Here is a 15,602-nt window from a genome sequence, read left to right on the forward strand (position 1 = left end):
CCGTCCTCCCAGTGGGTATTGATTGAACCGGCCCGTTCGGGCCGGTTCTGGCAGTCTAATCAGGCCTCGCCCTTCCACCAGCGGCGCGGCTCGACATTTTCCGGCAGCGTGTCCGCTGGGATCTCGCGCGCGATGTCGTAGATCTCCTGGTAAGTATCGATGCCACCGGCCCATTTGTTCAGCCGCTCGCGCCACTGCGCCCACGGCTCGGGGTTGTAGTTCGGAGCACACATTTCTTCGGCCAGCTTGATCTGGTCCTCCGGCAGGAAGGCCGGGCGCACGCCGTTTTCCGCAAAAATGGTTTGCGGCAATTGCGGATCCGAGAATCCGACCGTGTTCAGCAGTGCCGCCTCATTCGCGCCTTGGATCAGGGCCTGGGTGAAATAGGACGATTCCATCACGGCATCCTGCAATTCACCGCCCAGGCCATCGAATACTTTGGCAGACATCGAAGTGTGTTCGGTACCGCAGAAGAACTTCAGGTTCACCGATTGCGAAACCACAGGCGCCATGTTCGCATATGCCACCGCCGAGGCCCAGGTTTCCGCACCATCGATCAGACCGGTCTTGAGCGCATCCAGCGTTTCTTCCCATGCCACCGGAACAGGGTTCAGGTTCAGCAGTTGCATCGCGATCCGACCCAGCTGCGTACCGGTCACGCGGTTCTTGGTGCCGAACAGCTCTTCCAGCTTGGTGACGGTCGGCTTGTCGGCAAAGGTCGAGCCCATTTGCAGACCGCGCAGTTCACAATGGGTGAACAGGAATTTCAGCCCGTGACGCTTTTCAAGCGGGTCGCGCAGGATGCGCTGGCTGGCGGGGCTGTAGAAGAAATGATACTGCGCCGCCCGGCTGGGGAACATGTAGGCATAGTCTAGGACGTTCAGATAAGGCGCACCGCCGGCCGAATTCTGGGTCGAAGCTGCGTAGATATCGACGATTCCCTGCTGGGTTTTTTCAACACAGCTGAGTTGTCCGCAGATCTGGTTGTCGCCGATGAACTCGATCCGAATCTCGCCATCGGTGCGTTCTTCGAGGTCGCGTGCAAATTCGATGGCGCCGGCGCGCTCGATCAGCAAGTTGCGGGTGTTGAAGCCCGACGCACCAAATTTCAACGTGTACTTCGGTTCTTTCGAAAAGCGTTTTTCATACGTGGATTCCGCCGCCTGCGCCAGATTGGCCAGGCTCATCGCACCGCCAAACCCTCCTGCTGCAAGCAGCGTCGAGCTCATGCCATAGCGCCCCGCTACCCGGAAGAAATCCCGCCGCGAAATACCACTCAGTTTCCGACCAATCTCCATTGCTTACCTCCCTGTTCGCAATTATTGAGACGTTTTGTATCAAAAAAGGCTAGTATATTTCTTGCATCTTGCATAGAGTTTTTTTCAACGACGTTGGAAGGAGGCGGTCATGGAAGTGGATTATGCGGTAGTTGGCGCGGGGTCTTCGGGCTGTGTCATCGCCAATCGGCTCAGCGCCGATCCCAACACTACCGTCGCGCTGTTAGAGGCCGGCGGCCGCGACACCAACCCCTGGATCCACATCCCGGTTGGCTATTTCAAAACCATGCACAACCCTTCGGTGGACTGGTGTTACAGGACCGAGCCCGATCCGGGCCTGAACGGGCGCTCGATCGACTGGCCACGCGGCAAGGTGCTGGGCGGCTCATCCTCTCTGAACGGTCTGCTCTATGTGCGCGGCCAAAAGGAAGATTATGACCGCTGGCGCCAGATGGGGAATGTCGGCTGGGGCTGGGACGACGTGCTGCCGCTGTTCATACGCAGCGAAGATCAAGAACGCGGCGAAGACCCGTATCACGGTGTCGGTGGGCCGCTGTCGGTGTCGAACATGCGCATTCAGCGACCGATCTGCGACGCTTGGGTCGCGGCAGCGCAAGCCGCCGGATACCCGTTCAATCCGGATTACAACGGCGCAGATCAGGAAGGCGTAGGGTATTTTCAGCTGACCACCCGCAATGGGCGCAGGTGCAGCTCGGCTGTGGCGTATCTGAAACCCATTCGAAACCGACAAAACCTGAACATCATCACCAACGCATTGGTGACACGCATAACGCTGGATGGAAAACAGGCGACCGGACTTGTCTATCGGGATCGCGCAGGCAATGAGAAAACCTTGAACGTTCGGCGCGAAATCATCCTGTCCGGCGGTGCAATCAACTCTCCTCAAATTCTGATGCTGTCGGGTATAGGCGACCCGGACCACCTGAAGAAAAACGGCATCGATCCGGTCCATGCCTTGCCCAATGTCGGCAAAAGACTACAGGATCACTTGCAGGCCCGTCTCGTTTTCAAATGCAATGAGCCCACATTGAATGACGAGGTGCGCAGCCTGATCAATCAGGCCCGTATCGCGCTCAAATACGCTTTGTTCCGCGCCGGTCCGATGACCATGGCGGCCAGCCTTGCGACCGGATTCATGAAAACGCGCCCGGACGTAGAAACACCCGACATTCAATTCCATGTACAGCCGTGGTCCGCCGACAGCCCCGGCGAAGGCGTACACCCGTTTTCCGCCTTTACCATGTCCGTGTGCCAGCTGCGGCCGGAAAGCAGGGGTGAACTGCATCTGAACGGCCCGGACCCATCACAGCATGTAAAGATCATTCCGAACTATCTGTCGACGGAAACGGATTGCCGAACCATCGTTGACGGCGTGAACATCGCCCGCAGAATCGCACAGCACAATCCGCTGGCATCGAAGATTTCCGAAGAGTTCCGCCCGACATCCCAACTCTCGACCGACGATTACGAGGGCACGCTGGACTGGGTCAGATCGAATTCCGTTTCGATCTATCACCCAACGGGGACCTGCGCGATGGGTACGAACGAAACCGCAGTCGTAGACCCCGCGCTAAAGGTGCACGGCATCGGAAACCTCCGGGTCGCGGATTGTTCGATCATGCCGGAAATCGTCAGCGGCAACACAAACGCCCCCGCGATCATGATCGGAGAAAAGGCGAGCGATTTGCTTGCCGCCGGAACATAGCGCGGCAGGCCGCGTATCCGAATGCCAGGAAAACTGGGCAACTCGGCTTGCGTATCTTAGGGATATTCCGGTGATGCCATCCCTGCCCAGACCTAGCGCAGAGGCGGTGTCAGCCACTGCGCCGACATCCCATAGTTGGAATTCTTCAACTCCTGTTTGGCAATGGCCTGAAGATGGACCTCATCCGGTCCATCTGCATAGCGCAATGCCCTGGCCCAAGTGTAACTATCGGCCAATGGCGTGTCGGGTGTCATGCCCATTGCGCCAAAGACCTGCATTGCACGATCCGTAACCTTTGCATGTACCTGGGGCGCCACGACCTTGATCAGGGATATTTCGCGGAAGGCCTTTTTCGCCCCCACCTGATCTATTTTCCAGGCCGCCTTCAGGGTCAACAGCCGCGCCTGTTCAATCTCCAACCGGGATTTGGCGATCCATTCACGGATCACGCCTTGTTCCGAGAGTTGCTTGCCAAAGGTCTTCCGTTCCTGGGCACGTTCCACCATCAGGTTCAGTGCCATTTCCGCCGCCCCGATCGAGCGCATGCAATGATGAATTCGCCCGGGCCCAAGCCGCGCCTGAGCCAGTGCAAAACCGCTGCCATCTTCGCCCAGCAGATTGCCGACCGGGACGCGCACGTCCTTGAACACCAGTTCAGCATGGCCTTCGGGATCGTGCATGTTCAGGATCGTCGGATTGCGCACGATCTCCAAACCGGGCGTATTCTTTGGAACGATGATCATGCTTTGCTGTTTATGGCGATCGGCGTTCGGGTCGGTTTTGCCCATGACGATGAAAAGTCTGGTGTTGGGGTGGCACGCATTGGTGATGAACCACTTGCGGCCATTGATGACGTATTTATCACCCTCGCGCCGGATGGATGTTGTTATGTTGGTCGCGTCCGAACTGGCCACGTCGGGTTCGGTCATGGCAAAGGCCGAACGGATCTTGCCGTTCAACAGCGGCACCAACCAGTCTTCGCGCTGCTCGGGTGTGGCGAACATGTGCAGCAATTCCATGTTCCCGGTATCCGGCGCGTTGCAGTTGAAGACTTCCGAAGACCAGCTCACCTGGCCCATCAGCTCGGCCAGGGGCGCGTAATCAAGATTGCTGAGCCGCGTTCCGGGCTCATCATCCCGCAAGGAGGGCAGGAACATGTTCCAAAGCCCTTCGGCGCGGGCCAGCGACTTGAGGTCTTCCATGAACGAAACGGGGAAATTGCCGGCTTCTATTTCCTCTTTGTGGTCGCGAATGCGCGGATAGATATGCGCCTGCATGAAGGCCTTCAGCCGGTCGTGCATTTCCGTGGCGCGTGGCGATGGAGCAAAATCCATTGTGATCCTCTTCAGTGCGTTGCAGCAGCGATTTCGTCGAGCGCCATTTGCGCCAGAGGGGCCACCAGCCCCTTGAACGCCATTGCGTTCTCGTTCGATGCGTTTCCTGCCAGCGCACGGCTGTAAACACCCTGTGCAATCGCAGCCATCCGGAAAAAGGAAAAAGCCAGATAGAAGGTCCAGTTTTCAATCTCTGACAGGTTACGAAGCGAACAATACCGCTCGATCATCTCAGCTTCGGAAGGGATGTTCAAAGCAGCGCGATCCAGCCCTTGCAGCCCCCGGATCAGACCGGTGGGCGGCAATCTGAGACACACACAGAAATAGCCCAGATCAGCCATCGGGTGGCCCAGCGTCGACAGTTCCCAATCCAGAACCGCGGTGATCTGCGGGGCATCCGAAGCGAAGATAAAATTGTCTATGCGAAAGTCACCGTGGATCAGACTGACCGAACCGTCACCATCGGGCAGGTTGCGGGACAGCCAGCCCATAAGCTGTTCCATCTCGGGAAGATTACTTGTTTCTGCGGCCCGATACTGTTTGGTCCAGCGGCTGTACTGGCGTTGGAAATAGTTTCCCGGCTTGCCGAAGTCGGACAGGCCGACGGCGCCTGTGTCAACCGAATGCAGCGCGGCCAGAACCCGGATCATTTCATCGAACACCGGATGATGGTCGGCCACCTCCAACTCGGGCAGCGCCGGGTTCCAGAAAATCCGGCCCTCCTGGAAGCTCATGACATAGAACATGGAACCGATGACATCCGTGTCCTCACACAGCACGTAAGGTTTGGCGACCGGAACCGCAGTGCCATGAAGTGCCCTGAGAACACGATATTCCCGATCCACGGCATGGGCCGAAGGCAGCAGGTCACCTGGCGGTTTGCGGCGCAGCACGTATTTCGAACCACCGGCCTTCAGCAGATAGGTTGGGTTCGACTGCCCGCCCGAAAACTTCCGATAGGACAATGGGCCGGCGAAACCTTGGATATGGCGCCCCAAATATGTCGAAAGCCGCTCGGTATCGAGTTCGAGGCCGGATGAGGTCATGCATGAAACTCCGTATTCCGCCGGGATACCATTCAGCTTACCGCCCTCAATGACATTTGTGAAATTTACTTGCATGATCATCAGCATAATTCTGGTGAATGACATGACGACCAAGCTCAACAAGATCGACCTGAACCTTTTTGTTATTTTTGACGCCATCTATACCGAACGAAATCTGACCCGCGTTGCCGAACGCCTGTCGATCACGCAACCGGCCGTCAGCAACGCCCTGACCCGGTTGCGCAAGACACTGAACGACCCGCTTTTCGTGAAGACCAGCACGGGGATGCAGCCCACGGCCCTGGCAGAGAGCATTTCGGACAGGATCTCAGCCGCTCTTCACCAGTTGCAAGCCGCATCGGCGCAGGGTGAACGGTTCGACCCGTTCACCAGCAAACGGCTGTTCCGGGTCAGTTTGGTCGATCTTCACAGCCTCATCATCCTGCCCGGGCTTTTGTCCGGGTTTCAGCGCACGGCACCCCAGGTCGAACTCAGCCTCGTGCGCATTCCCCGCCGGGATACGCGCAAGGCGTTGCAGCAGGGCACGATCGACATCGCGTCTGACATTCCGATGCCGGACAGTTCGGATCTGATCAGCCGAACCATCATGAAGGACCGCTATGTCTGTGCCATGCGACCCGACCACCCGCTGGGTTCAGGCCCATTGACGCTGGGGCGTTATCTTCAGCTGACACATCTGCATGTTTCCTCACGGCCTCAGGGGGCGAGTCCGGTCGACATCGTCCTGCGCAAACTGGGCGCACGGCGCAAACTCGGGCTTCAGATGCAAAGTTATCTGAACATCCGGGATATTCTGCACAATACAGATATGGTTGCCACGCTGACCGAATGCAGCGCGCGTGAAATGGGGCTGCGCATGTTGAGGCTGCCGGTTGAAGTGCCTCCGATCGAACTTCGCCTTTATCGGCATATCCGGTCCGACGGCGACGAAGCCGTACAATGGATGTTCGACCAAATTGCAGGTCGCACCGTCAGAGCGAACGATACGGAACAGCATCATAGGGTCGATCAGAATTGATACGGAACCCCGGGCAACATGTGACGTCCGGATATCAGAGGCGCCAACCGTCAGGTCCGCGAAACCTCAAGGTCGAAAACATCACGTATTGATCTGACTTTCAGACTTCTTGGGTAACGCATCATAGGTCGCCTGAAGATAGGCAAAGCCATATCTTCGGTCAGGCTCCAGATGAGTCCCCTCTGCCCACTCGTTCCACGCGTTTATGAAAACGATTTTTTCGTCGGCACTGTATTTTTCCTGCGCAAGAACCTGGCGGCACAAATGTTCCGTCCAGCGCTTGTAGGCATCGATCGTGAACCGCCCCATAATCCGGGGGGCATCCTGATTGCGCGCGGTATTGTCCCATGAGAGCGTGGAGGACCGAAACAGCTTGTACCGGGGTTCCGGCTTTTGAAGCTCTGCCTCGACCACGGCCTGGTAATCCAGAACGGCTCCTGTGAACTCTGGATTGTAGATCCCCATCTCATCCGTGATGTCGGTGCGCTTTACCTGATGCGGAGGGAACTCCATAGCAGCGTCAAAACCCAGTTTCTCGGGGTCGCCGATATCGAAAGTCTGGGCAGCTATGAGATACAGGTCCGGCTCGCCCCAGCTTTCTGCCTCTTTTCGCCAAGCTGCGGTTGTTTCCTCGATATTCGGTATGATGTTCGCTCGGTACACGATGAAAACCGGTTTCCCATCTATCCGAATGTAGCGCGGATCATCAAAGTATTTTCGTATATGACGCAGAAGGTTCAGGGAATCCTCGATCGAATGGTTTTGCGCGATAAGAACGTCGTGCGCCCGCCCGTCCCAGCGGCGCGTCCAGTTTTCATTTGCCCATGTCAGACAAAACGGCATGTCGACTTCCGGATTGCCCAACATTTGTTCGAGCGGGTGCTCCATCAAGGTCTTTCCGCCGAACCAGTAGTAGTAATAGGAGAACCCTCCTATCCCGTATGACTTCGCGATCCGCGTCTGTTCGACCATGATTTCTGGCAACCGCAAGTCGTAGTAACCCAGATGAATCGGACAATGAGGTTGGTAATGGCCCGGATAATTCGGGACGGCCTTTCCGACATTGGACCATTCGGTAAAGCCTTTGCCCCACCATTCATCATTCTCTTTGAAGGGATGAAATTGCGGCAGGTAATGCGCAATTGCCCGTACTGCGGGTTCAGCTTTCGCAGGCGGGTCGAAGGGTTTGAACTCTTCAGCCTGACCGATGGCTTCAAAACCCTGCCTGTTGGATTGCCCCGGTTTGTCCCAACCCCGTTTGGGGTCTCTTTTCTTGGCTGAATTTCTGAACCGCCTTGCCGTACGTGGCGACAAAGGTGGGCTGAGTTTCGACGCAGCGGTCAGCAAATAGTAAAGCAGGGTATCTTTGATGGACATGCAGTTTCTCGTACTAAGGCGCGTCGTGCCGACTATGACAAAGAAAACCCTTTTTTTCACGCAAAGCACGAGACTGAGTTGCATGACAAGTACTTGGGACTTTCATGCAACTCAATCCGGCGTGGTTTTCTATTTTGTGCGGGCCGCGGACAGCCATTGTTTCAGCAACCGACCGCTGACCGTATCGCGCAAAAGACGGAAAGCCCGTTTGGCCAACGGCTTGTTGGCACCATATGGAACAGGATGCGCGATGCCTTCCGTGGTTTCGCCACGGCGCGAAATTTCCGGGACACCCACATGCGTCCAGTCGATCAGCTTTGAACCTTGGAGAGCGGCCTTGGTGGCGTGCAAAAACGCATGCCCGTACTCGCGATCCGGTTCCAGGTGACATCCTTCAGCCCATTCATTCCATGCATTCACAAAAACGAAACGTTCCTGGTCGGGGAAATCCTGAGCGGTTTGGTGCAAGGCCCGCGAAAGCCAGTATTCATAGTTTTCCGGCGTTCCGTTCAAAACGACCATGGCATTTTCCTTACGCCGGGCCGTGTTGTCCCAGGACGGAAAAACCGATCGATGAACGTTGTTCTCAGGCCCATAGCTGTGACCCAGGTACTGTTCTGCGATCGCAGAAAAATCAACACAATGGCCTTGGAAATCGTCGAACAAGTCCACTTCTGGCGAGAGGTTGGGCACGTTGATGCCGTGGGGCGGGAATTCCACACCGGAATCAAACCCGTATGACGCATAGTCCCAGTTTCGGTGCGTAAGCGCACAGGTCAGATGGATTTTCGGAATTCCGACAGACGCGCAATAGTCACGCCAGACCTGCACGGTTTTGCGCGAGTTCTTCAAATGCTGCGGCCGATAAACAATCAGGATCGGAGCGCCATCTATTGTTATGTAGCGGGGATCCCGGAAAAACGGCTCGATCGACTTGATGAACTCCAGATCATCCTCGGGCTTGTACTTCTGCTCAATGAGAATCTCGTGCTCGGCCGCATCCCAGCGGCGCGTCCAGTTCTCATTCGCCCAGCAAAGACAGAACGGCATATCGCTTTCGGGATCCGCAAGCATTTCGTCGACGGGCCGCTCAAGAAGTCTTTTCCCGGAAAACCAGTAATAGTGGTAGCAGAATCCATCAATTCCGCTGGCCTTGGCCATCTCGATCTGCTCAAGCCGCGTTTCGCGGACACGCAGGTCATAATACCCCAGATCCGTAGGAAGATGAGGCTGATAATGCCCGGTGAAAAGCGGCTTGGCTTTTGCGACATTTGTCCACTCGGTGAACCCTTTGCCCCACCATTCATCGTTTTCCGGGATCGGATGAAACTGAGGAAGGTAGAAGGCAATTGTCCTGATGTTGCCGAATTGACGATCCGCGGTGTTTGAGGACATTACTTCTTCAACCCCAACAGCCGCGCCAGCGATTTTTTTTTCTTCTTGGCCAGTGGGCCGGGCTCGACTCGGGAAGCGGCGCTCGCGTCCACCGGCCCGATAGTCGATTGCAGATCAATCTCTTCGGACAGGGGCAGGCCTGCCATCATGTTGGTCCAATGCTGCCGGGTCTCTTCATCGGGTCGTTCGACGGGCAGGCCCATCAGGTAGATGTCATTCTCTGCGCGGTCCTTGGGGACCGATCTGCTTACGACCTGGAAGACATGGGAATAGCGATTGCGCTGCAAGGCGGCCTGAACATCCTGTGGCAGACGGCTCCAGCGTTGACAAAACTCAGTCATCTCTGGCGTACGAACCACAAATTCGGCTTGTTCAATGCTCATACCCTGCGAATTAAGCAGGTGCTGAACGTTTTTGATGCCAAAAAACCGGACATGGGTCCGATCCAGCAGGCCCCAGTCACGGTATTCGAAATCTTCATCGACAAGACAACCGGCAATGGCTGCATGGCCAACATGCGGCAGCGAAAGAATAACCGATCCCGTGTCGTTCAACAGCGATTTCATGCCTGAAAGTACGCTCCAGGGGTCGTAAACATGTTCCAGAACGTCCGCTGCGATCACGTAGTCGAATACCCCGTCTTTCTCGCGAACGATGTCACTCCACGAAGCATCGTTGAGATCCATCGGGTACACAGAACGTGCGAACGGCTTTAGCTTTTCGATCGCCGAAGGGTCGATCTCAAGCGCCACAACATCACATTCCAACGTGCCGGAAAGATGTCGCGTGATCGAACCTGGCCCGGCCCCGATCTCAAGCACCTTGGACCCGGGCTTTACCATGCGCAGCACGCGTGCGGGTGCTACATCACTGTTCATGTCAATGTCGTATTCGTAAGTATGTCTATCGCTCACTGTAATTCTTCCGTGATGCTTATTTCGTGCTTCAATTCGGCTGCTATATAGTTTGGTCTGGTTCTGCAATCCCCAATACCAAACCGATACCTAAGGCTTTGGATGTTGTACCCAAATTATGTTCAACTCAGAGAACACTGTTGCACAAAACTCTCCCAGCGGCAATGACCACTCACCCGGGGATCATTCACACCAAGGGCGCCACGCAACCTTCTTCAAAGAACCATGTTTTGACAGGGTTTTATTTCGTGGCCTTTTCTGCGAAAGAAGCGGCATCCGCGTGGGCGTCGGGTTGAACCTTGTGAGCTCCCGCCGCACTTCAGTTGAGGTATGCTTGATACGCTTTTCAACAGCTTACCGATATCACTGGAAACCACGGCTTTGGCACTGCGAGGTCATGTAAACGCGCGCAGGGTGTTGAGCGCACAGGCTTGCGTCCGCAACCATTTGCAGAACGTTCTGAGAACCGCCAACGCCTTCATTCCGGCAAGTGATTGGCGCTGGAATTTCGATATCACCTTCAGGGCATGTTGCGATTTACTGGTTTCAACCCGACGACTGGCAACAATCTGCTCATTCACCACGGCCACCTGAAATCGAAAAATACCAAAGAGGTAAATCTTACCGCTCCGATCAAACAGACATTGCATCCACTGATGCGGCTTTACCATCCGGCCGCGCTTGATGATCGGTTTCCCGCCTTCGCTTCATAGGGGCAGAACCATTTCAATCATTTCTCCGATTGTCGTCGCTGAGCGCACAAGATCACTGACCGCATTCAGCAGCCCGGATCGGTCGTACTGTAACCGGGGTTGACCCTAACTGTGTTTGCGAGGAAGTAACGATCAGGCCCATTCCACAGATACGGCAGGCAGGATTGTCACAGATTACGATCATAAGCGTTTGTTACAACAGCAGTGGCGTACTGCCTGAGATGCTGAATTCCATCCCAGAGGGCGTGCCGACAATTTTGGTCGACAATGGTTCGGATGATATTGAAGCCGTTCGGCAAATGGCCAGGGCACATAGCTCAACTCTGATCGAAAGCCCCGACAACATCGGGTTTGGCCGCGCATGCAACCTTGGTGCCGCCAAGGCAACAACGGACCTGCTTTTTTTTCTGAATCCGGATTCTCACTTGCTGCCCGGAGCATTGGATGCGTTGCAAGAGGGGGCCGACAATCATCCGGATGCGTCAGCCTTCAACCCTGCAATTCTGGACCGGAAGGGGGCACCTCGTTTCAGGCGATACAGTGTGATCATTCCCCGAAATGAAACCCTGCCCAGGAAAACAGCCGATTCCGACTTTGAATTGCCGGTCCTCGTCGGCGCCGCGTTCCTGGTCCGCCGCGAAGCATTCGAAGCGGTCGGCGGGTTTGATCCCGAAATCTTTCTGTATCATGAGGACGATGATCTGAGCCTGCGGCTCAAAGCCGTTTGCGGGCCACTGTACTATGTCCACAACGCTCAGATGCGCCACGCCAGAGGCAAATCCTCGCCGGGAAGCCCAGCCATCGCTGGCCTGAAGGGCTGGTATATGGGGCAATCACGCGTTTATGTCGCCCGCAAGCATGAAGTCCCGATGGCTTTTGGTCGAGCCCTGGCATCGGCGCTTCTGCAAATGCTGTCACCGGTTGTGTTGTTTTCTACGAGAAAACGCGCCAAACAATGGGCTTTCTTGCGTGGCGTTTGGCATGGCCGGAATGTCCGACCAGCCCCGTTCAGACCTTGATCACAAAGCGTGAAGCAGCTTACCGCCCGTGCAAATTTCCGCCTGAACACGTAACCATGATACAGTTCGCGGCCTAGCTCAAAAGACCTTTCAGATAGGTGCCATACGTGGACTTGGCGAACAGTCGCGCACGCGCCTCAAGAGCCTCGTCGTCGATCCAGCCATTCGCCCAGGCGATTTCATCCAGGCTGCCGGTCTGCATACCCTGACGTTCCGTGATCGTTCGCACGAAGTTTCCCGCATCCAGCAAAGACCCGTGCGTGCCGGTATCCAGCCAGGCAAAACCGCGCCCCATAGTCTGCACATCCAGCAAACCTTCGTCCAGATACATTTCCAGCAGTGACGTGATTTCCAGCTCGCCGCGATCTGACGGTTTGACCTCATGCGCGCGGGCCGGAGCGTCGCCATCCAGAAAATAAAGACCTGTCACCGCGTAGTTCGACGGAGGCACATTGGGTTTTTCGACGATCGCGCGGGCTTTGTTCCCTTCGAAATCCACAACTCCGTAGCGTTCTGGGTCAGCGACCCGGTACGCAAAAACCGTACCGCCGCGCTTCAGTTGATCCGCCTCGAGCAGCAGGTCCGGAAGGCCATGTCCAAAGAAGATGTTGTCACCCAGAATCAACGCAGACGGGGCACCGTCCAGAAAATCCTCGGCCAGTGTATAAGCCTGCGCCAGACCATCAGGAGACGGTTGCACAATCCATGTCAAGGACAATCCGTATTGACTGCCATCCCCCAACAGGCGCTGAAACTGATCCTGATCCTGGGGGGTGGTGATGATCGCGATTTCGCGGATCTGCGACAGCATCAAAACACTCAGCGGGTAAAAGATCATCGGCTTGTCGTAGATCGGCAGCAATTGCTTCGATATCGCCATGGTGATCGGGTAAAGCCGGGTTCCGGACCCACCGGCAAGAATAATGCCTTTGCGCTGCATAATCTGTCCTTTCAAGGTTCAGCTGGTCGCTGACTTCAACTCGCTCAATATCTCGGCCAGTCCGGCTTTCCAGTCGGGTCTCTGGATTCCGAACACATTTTCCAGCCGCAAACAGTCCATACGTGAGTTCAGCGGCCTGGGCGCCGGCGTTGGGTAAGCCTCGGTTGGAATATCCTCGATTTCGACCGACAAGCCGGATTGAGAAACAATTTCACGGGCGAAATCCGCCCAGCTGGCATCGGGTGCGCCGGAATAGTGAAACACCCCCCCTTTGGCTTCGAGGCCGGCCTTGGCCATTTTCAGCAAGGTTTCGGCAATGTCGGCAGCAGGTGTTGGCCCGCCGATCTGATCAGCGACAATGGTCAGCTTGTCACGAGTCTCTGCCAGTCGGAGAATGGTCTTTGCAAAGTTCTTTCCGTGTGCCGAAAACACCCAGCTTGTGCGCAAAATGGCATAGTGACCGCCAGCCTCTGCGATCTGGTGTTCGCCGTCCAGCTTGGTTCGACCATAGGCCCCCAAGGGCCCGGTCGGGTCATCGGTGTTCCAGGGGGTCAGACCAGAGCCGTCAAAAACGTAATCCGTGGAAATATGCAGAAAAGGCAGGTTGCGGGCCGCGGCGGCACGCGCCATTGCTCCGGGTGAATCTCCGTTGATCCGTTGCGCCAGGTCGCTTTCTTCTTCGGCCTGGTCCACCGCCGTATAGGCGGCCGCATTGATGATCACGTCCGCATCCGTATGCCGGATGGCGTCTGCACATTGCGACGGGTCAGACAGGTCCGCCGCGGCGCGATCCAGAGCTTCAACCAAGACACCATGCGCCTGTCCGCGACGCCGCAACTCGGTCGCCACCTGCCCCCCGTGGCCGAACACCAGCGCCTTCATTTGGCAACACCCAGCCGCTCACCCACGCCACTGCGGGCCTGCAAGGCGTTCAGCCATGCACTGTTGTCCAGATACCACTGAACCGTCTGTTCCAGCCCGGTTTCGGGCGTGTAGGAGGGACGCCAGTTTAGTTCGGTGCGAATCCGGGTCGGATCGATGGCATAACGCTGATCGTGACCCGGGCGGTCAGCGACGAACGTGATCAAATCCGCATAGGGCGTTTCACCCGGCTTGAGGCGATCCAGGATCGAACACAGCATTCTGACAAGATCAAGATTGGTCATCTCATTCTCGCCACCGATATTGTAGCTGCGGCCCAGTTCACCCTTTTCGAGCACCAGCAACAGGGCTTCGGCATGGTCATCGACATGCAGCCAGTCGCGAATGTTGTCGCCTTTCCCGTATATCGGGATCGGTTTGCCCGCCAGCGCACTGAGGATGACAACGGGGATCAGCTTTTCCGGAAACTGGTAAGGGCCGTAGTTGTTAGAGCAATTGGTAAGAACCACTGGCAGGCCGTATGTTTCACGCCACGCCCGCACGAGATGATCCGATCCCGCTTTCGAGGCCGAATAGGGTGAGTTCGGCTGGTATGGGCTGTCTTCGGTGAAAAACCCGGTTTTACCCAAGGACCCAAAGACCTCGTCGGTTGATATATGGTGAAACCGAAAATGCTCGGGCCGGCCGGCACCCACCCAATAGGCGCGTGCGGCTTCCAACAATACATAGGTCCCGGTCAGGTTCGTGTCGATGAACGCGGCTGGGCCATCGATCGAACGGTCAACATGGCTTTCAGCGGCCAGATGCATGATCGCGTCTGGCTGGTGTCTGTCCAGTATCGCCGACATGGCGGCGGCATCCCGGATATCCGCATGTTCAAAAACGTATCCCGGCGCATCCGCGACAGAGGCAACATTGTCCAGACAGGCCGCGTAGGTCAGGGCATCGACATTGACGACCGAATGCCCATCGGCAATCGCACGACGGATAACGGCAGACCCGATAAAGCCCGCCCCGCCCGTAACCAGAATTTTCATTGTGTGTCCTCGAATACGAAAGGAGATTCAATTTCGCGCAGAAGTGGTGCGATCCGATCTTTCTCGGACAGCTGGGGTTCTGAATTACTCTGTGGCCATTCAATGCCGATATCGGGATCGTCCCAACGAACCGCGCCTTCAGTTTCCGGCGCGTAGGTATCAGAACACTTGTAGACGATCTCGGTCTCCGGCTCCAACGTCACGAACCCATGCGCGAACCCCGCAGGAACCAACAGCATCCGCCCGTTCTCGAAACTCAGTTCCTCACCGACCCAGTGACCATAGGTGGGCGAACCTTTGCGGATATCGACCGCGACATCAAACAGCCGTCCACGACCGCAGCGCACCAGCTTGGCCTGCGCTCTTGGCGGAGCCTGAAAATGCAATCCGCGCACCGTGTTCACCGTGCTCGAAAGGGAATGATTGTCCTGAACGAATTGCGTATGAATCCCTTGTGCCGCAAAGCTGTCGACATTGTAGGTTTCCTCAAAGAACCCGCGGTGATCGCCAAAACGCTTCGGGGTGATCAGTTTCACTTCCGGAATGGAAAGCGCCAATATTTCCATTGTTACTAATTTTCATCTCTGTGTTGAAGTCTCGGCCTGCTATGTCACATTTGCTCCACCGACGCCAAGACCTATGTTGTCCGACCAGCAATTTGAGCGGCTTATCGGTTCCAAAGGTCAGGCGATTATCGCAGGCAACTTGCGATTCTGATAGAATTCATTGAAATTATTGGACCATCTGCAAATGAAAACACAGGGATGGAACAGATAACGAAGCCGCCGGCGCGACAACACTTGGGCCGAAAGCTAAAGCACCGCGTCATGGGGCGGCATCCGAGCGCTGAGGCTGGGTCGTGTCGATTTGGCGGCAAAAGCCAATCCGCACCTTACCGCTAAA

The 15,602-nt window shown here is 56.1% G+C and carries 14 protein-coding genes; 3 read left to right on the forward strand and 11 right to left on the reverse strand.

What is annotated here, in order from left to right:
* Positions 1-59: 59 nt before the first annotated feature.
* Positions 60-1,298, reverse strand: a complete 1,239-nt coding sequence (locus I9185_RS14620; protein ID WP_171636329.1) for a TRAP transporter substrate-binding protein — start codon at positions 1,296-1,298, stop codon at positions 60-62.
* A gap of 109 nt (positions 1,299-1,407) precedes the next feature.
* Between I9185_RS14620 and I9185_RS14625 the strand changes: the two genes are divergently transcribed.
* Complete coding sequence (locus tag I9185_RS14625) at positions 1,408-3,003, forward strand: GMC family oxidoreductase N-terminal domain-containing protein (RefSeq protein WP_210093410.1); 1,596 nt, start codon at positions 1,408-1,410, stop codon at positions 3,001-3,003.
* Between the two features lie 92 nt (positions 3,004-3,095).
* On the opposite strand, the gene I9185_RS14630 is transcribed toward I9185_RS14625, so the two are convergent.
* On the reverse strand, positions 3,096-4,337 hold the full coding sequence (locus tag I9185_RS14630; protein WP_171724541.1) for an acyl-CoA dehydrogenase family protein: 1,242 nt from the start codon (positions 4,335-4,337) through the stop codon (positions 3,096-3,098).
* An 11-nt stretch (positions 4,338-4,348) separates the two neighbouring features.
* Complete coding sequence (locus tag I9185_RS14635) at positions 4,349-5,464, reverse strand: phosphotransferase family protein (RefSeq protein WP_210093411.1); 1,116 nt, start codon at positions 5,462-5,464, stop codon at positions 4,349-4,351.
* On the opposite strand from I9185_RS14635, the gene I9185_RS14640 reads away from it, so the two are divergent.
* Positions 5,457-6,422, forward strand: coding sequence for a LysR family transcriptional regulator (locus tag I9185_RS14640; protein ID WP_210093412.1), 966 nt, complete (start codon positions 5,457-5,459; stop codon positions 6,420-6,422). The two genes, I9185_RS14635 and I9185_RS14640, sit on opposite strands and share 8 nt — an antisense overlap.
* 81 nt (positions 6,423-6,503) lie before the next feature.
* Here the strand turns inward: I9185_RS14640 and I9185_RS14645 are convergent, their stop codons facing one another.
* The 4 genes from I9185_RS14645 to I9185_RS14660 all read right to left on the reverse strand — a co-directional run bounded on the left by I9185_RS14645 (position 6,504) and on the right by I9185_RS14660 (position 10,779).
* Entirely contained in the window at positions 6,504-7,799 is a 1,296-nt protein-coding gene (locus I9185_RS14645) for a glycoside hydrolase family 99-like domain-containing protein (RefSeq protein WP_210093413.1), read from the reverse strand.
* Positions 7,800-7,928: 129 nt separating this feature from the next.
* A complete protein-coding gene (locus I9185_RS14650) occupies positions 7,929-9,194 on the reverse strand; it encodes a glycoside hydrolase family 99-like domain-containing protein (RefSeq protein ID WP_210093414.1) in 1,266 nt (421 codons plus the stop codon).
* Positions 9,194-10,108, reverse strand: coding sequence for a class I SAM-dependent methyltransferase (locus tag I9185_RS14655; RefSeq protein ID WP_210093415.1), 915 nt, complete (start codon positions 10,106-10,108; stop codon positions 9,194-9,196). The genes I9185_RS14650 and I9185_RS14655 overlap by 1 nt, the downstream gene beginning before the upstream one ends.
* A 395-nt stretch (positions 10,109-10,503) precedes the next feature.
* Positions 10,504-10,779 (reverse strand): hypothetical protein, encoded by a 276-nt coding sequence (locus tag I9185_RS14660; RefSeq protein WP_209835048.1) that lies wholly within the window; start codon positions 10,777-10,779, stop codon positions 10,504-10,506.
* 206 nt (positions 10,780-10,985) lie between these two features.
* Between I9185_RS14660 and I9185_RS14665 the strand changes: the two genes are divergently transcribed.
* A complete protein-coding gene (locus I9185_RS14665; RefSeq protein ID WP_210093416.1) occupies positions 10,986-11,840 on the forward strand; it encodes a glycosyltransferase family 2 protein in 855 nt (284 codons plus the stop codon).
* A gap of 73 nt (positions 11,841-11,913) precedes the next feature.
* On the opposite strand, the gene rfbA is transcribed toward I9185_RS14665, so the two are convergent.
* The 4 genes from rfbA to rfbC are packed head-to-tail and all read right to left on the reverse strand — an operon-like array spanning position 11,914 to position 15,265.
* On the reverse strand, positions 11,914-12,780 hold the full coding sequence (rfbA, locus tag I9185_RS14670; RefSeq protein ID WP_210093417.1) for a glucose-1-phosphate thymidylyltransferase RfbA: 867 nt from the start codon (positions 12,778-12,780) through the stop codon (positions 11,914-11,916).
* A gap of 18 nt (positions 12,781-12,798) precedes the next feature.
* Entirely contained in the window at positions 12,799-13,662 is an 864-nt protein-coding gene (gene rfbD / locus I9185_RS14675; RefSeq protein ID WP_210093418.1) for a dTDP-4-dehydrorhamnose reductase, read from the reverse strand.
* Positions 13,659-14,699, reverse strand: coding sequence for a dTDP-glucose 4,6-dehydratase (rfbB, locus tag I9185_RS14680; RefSeq protein ID WP_171724549.1), 1,041 nt, complete (start codon positions 14,697-14,699; stop codon positions 13,659-13,661). Before rfbB ends, rfbD begins: the two co-directional genes overlap by 4 nt.
* A complete protein-coding gene (gene rfbC, locus I9185_RS14685; protein WP_210093419.1) occupies positions 14,696-15,265 on the reverse strand; it encodes a dTDP-4-dehydrorhamnose 3,5-epimerase in 570 nt (189 codons plus the stop codon). The genes rfbB and rfbC overlap by 4 nt, the downstream gene beginning before the upstream one ends.
* Positions 15,266-15,602 lie beyond the last annotated feature (337 nt).

It is taken from the genome of Ruegeria sp. HKCCSP346, from assembly GCF_017872595.1.
Classification (GTDB): Bacteria; Pseudomonadota; Alphaproteobacteria; order Rhodobacterales; family Rhodobacteraceae; genus Ruegeria.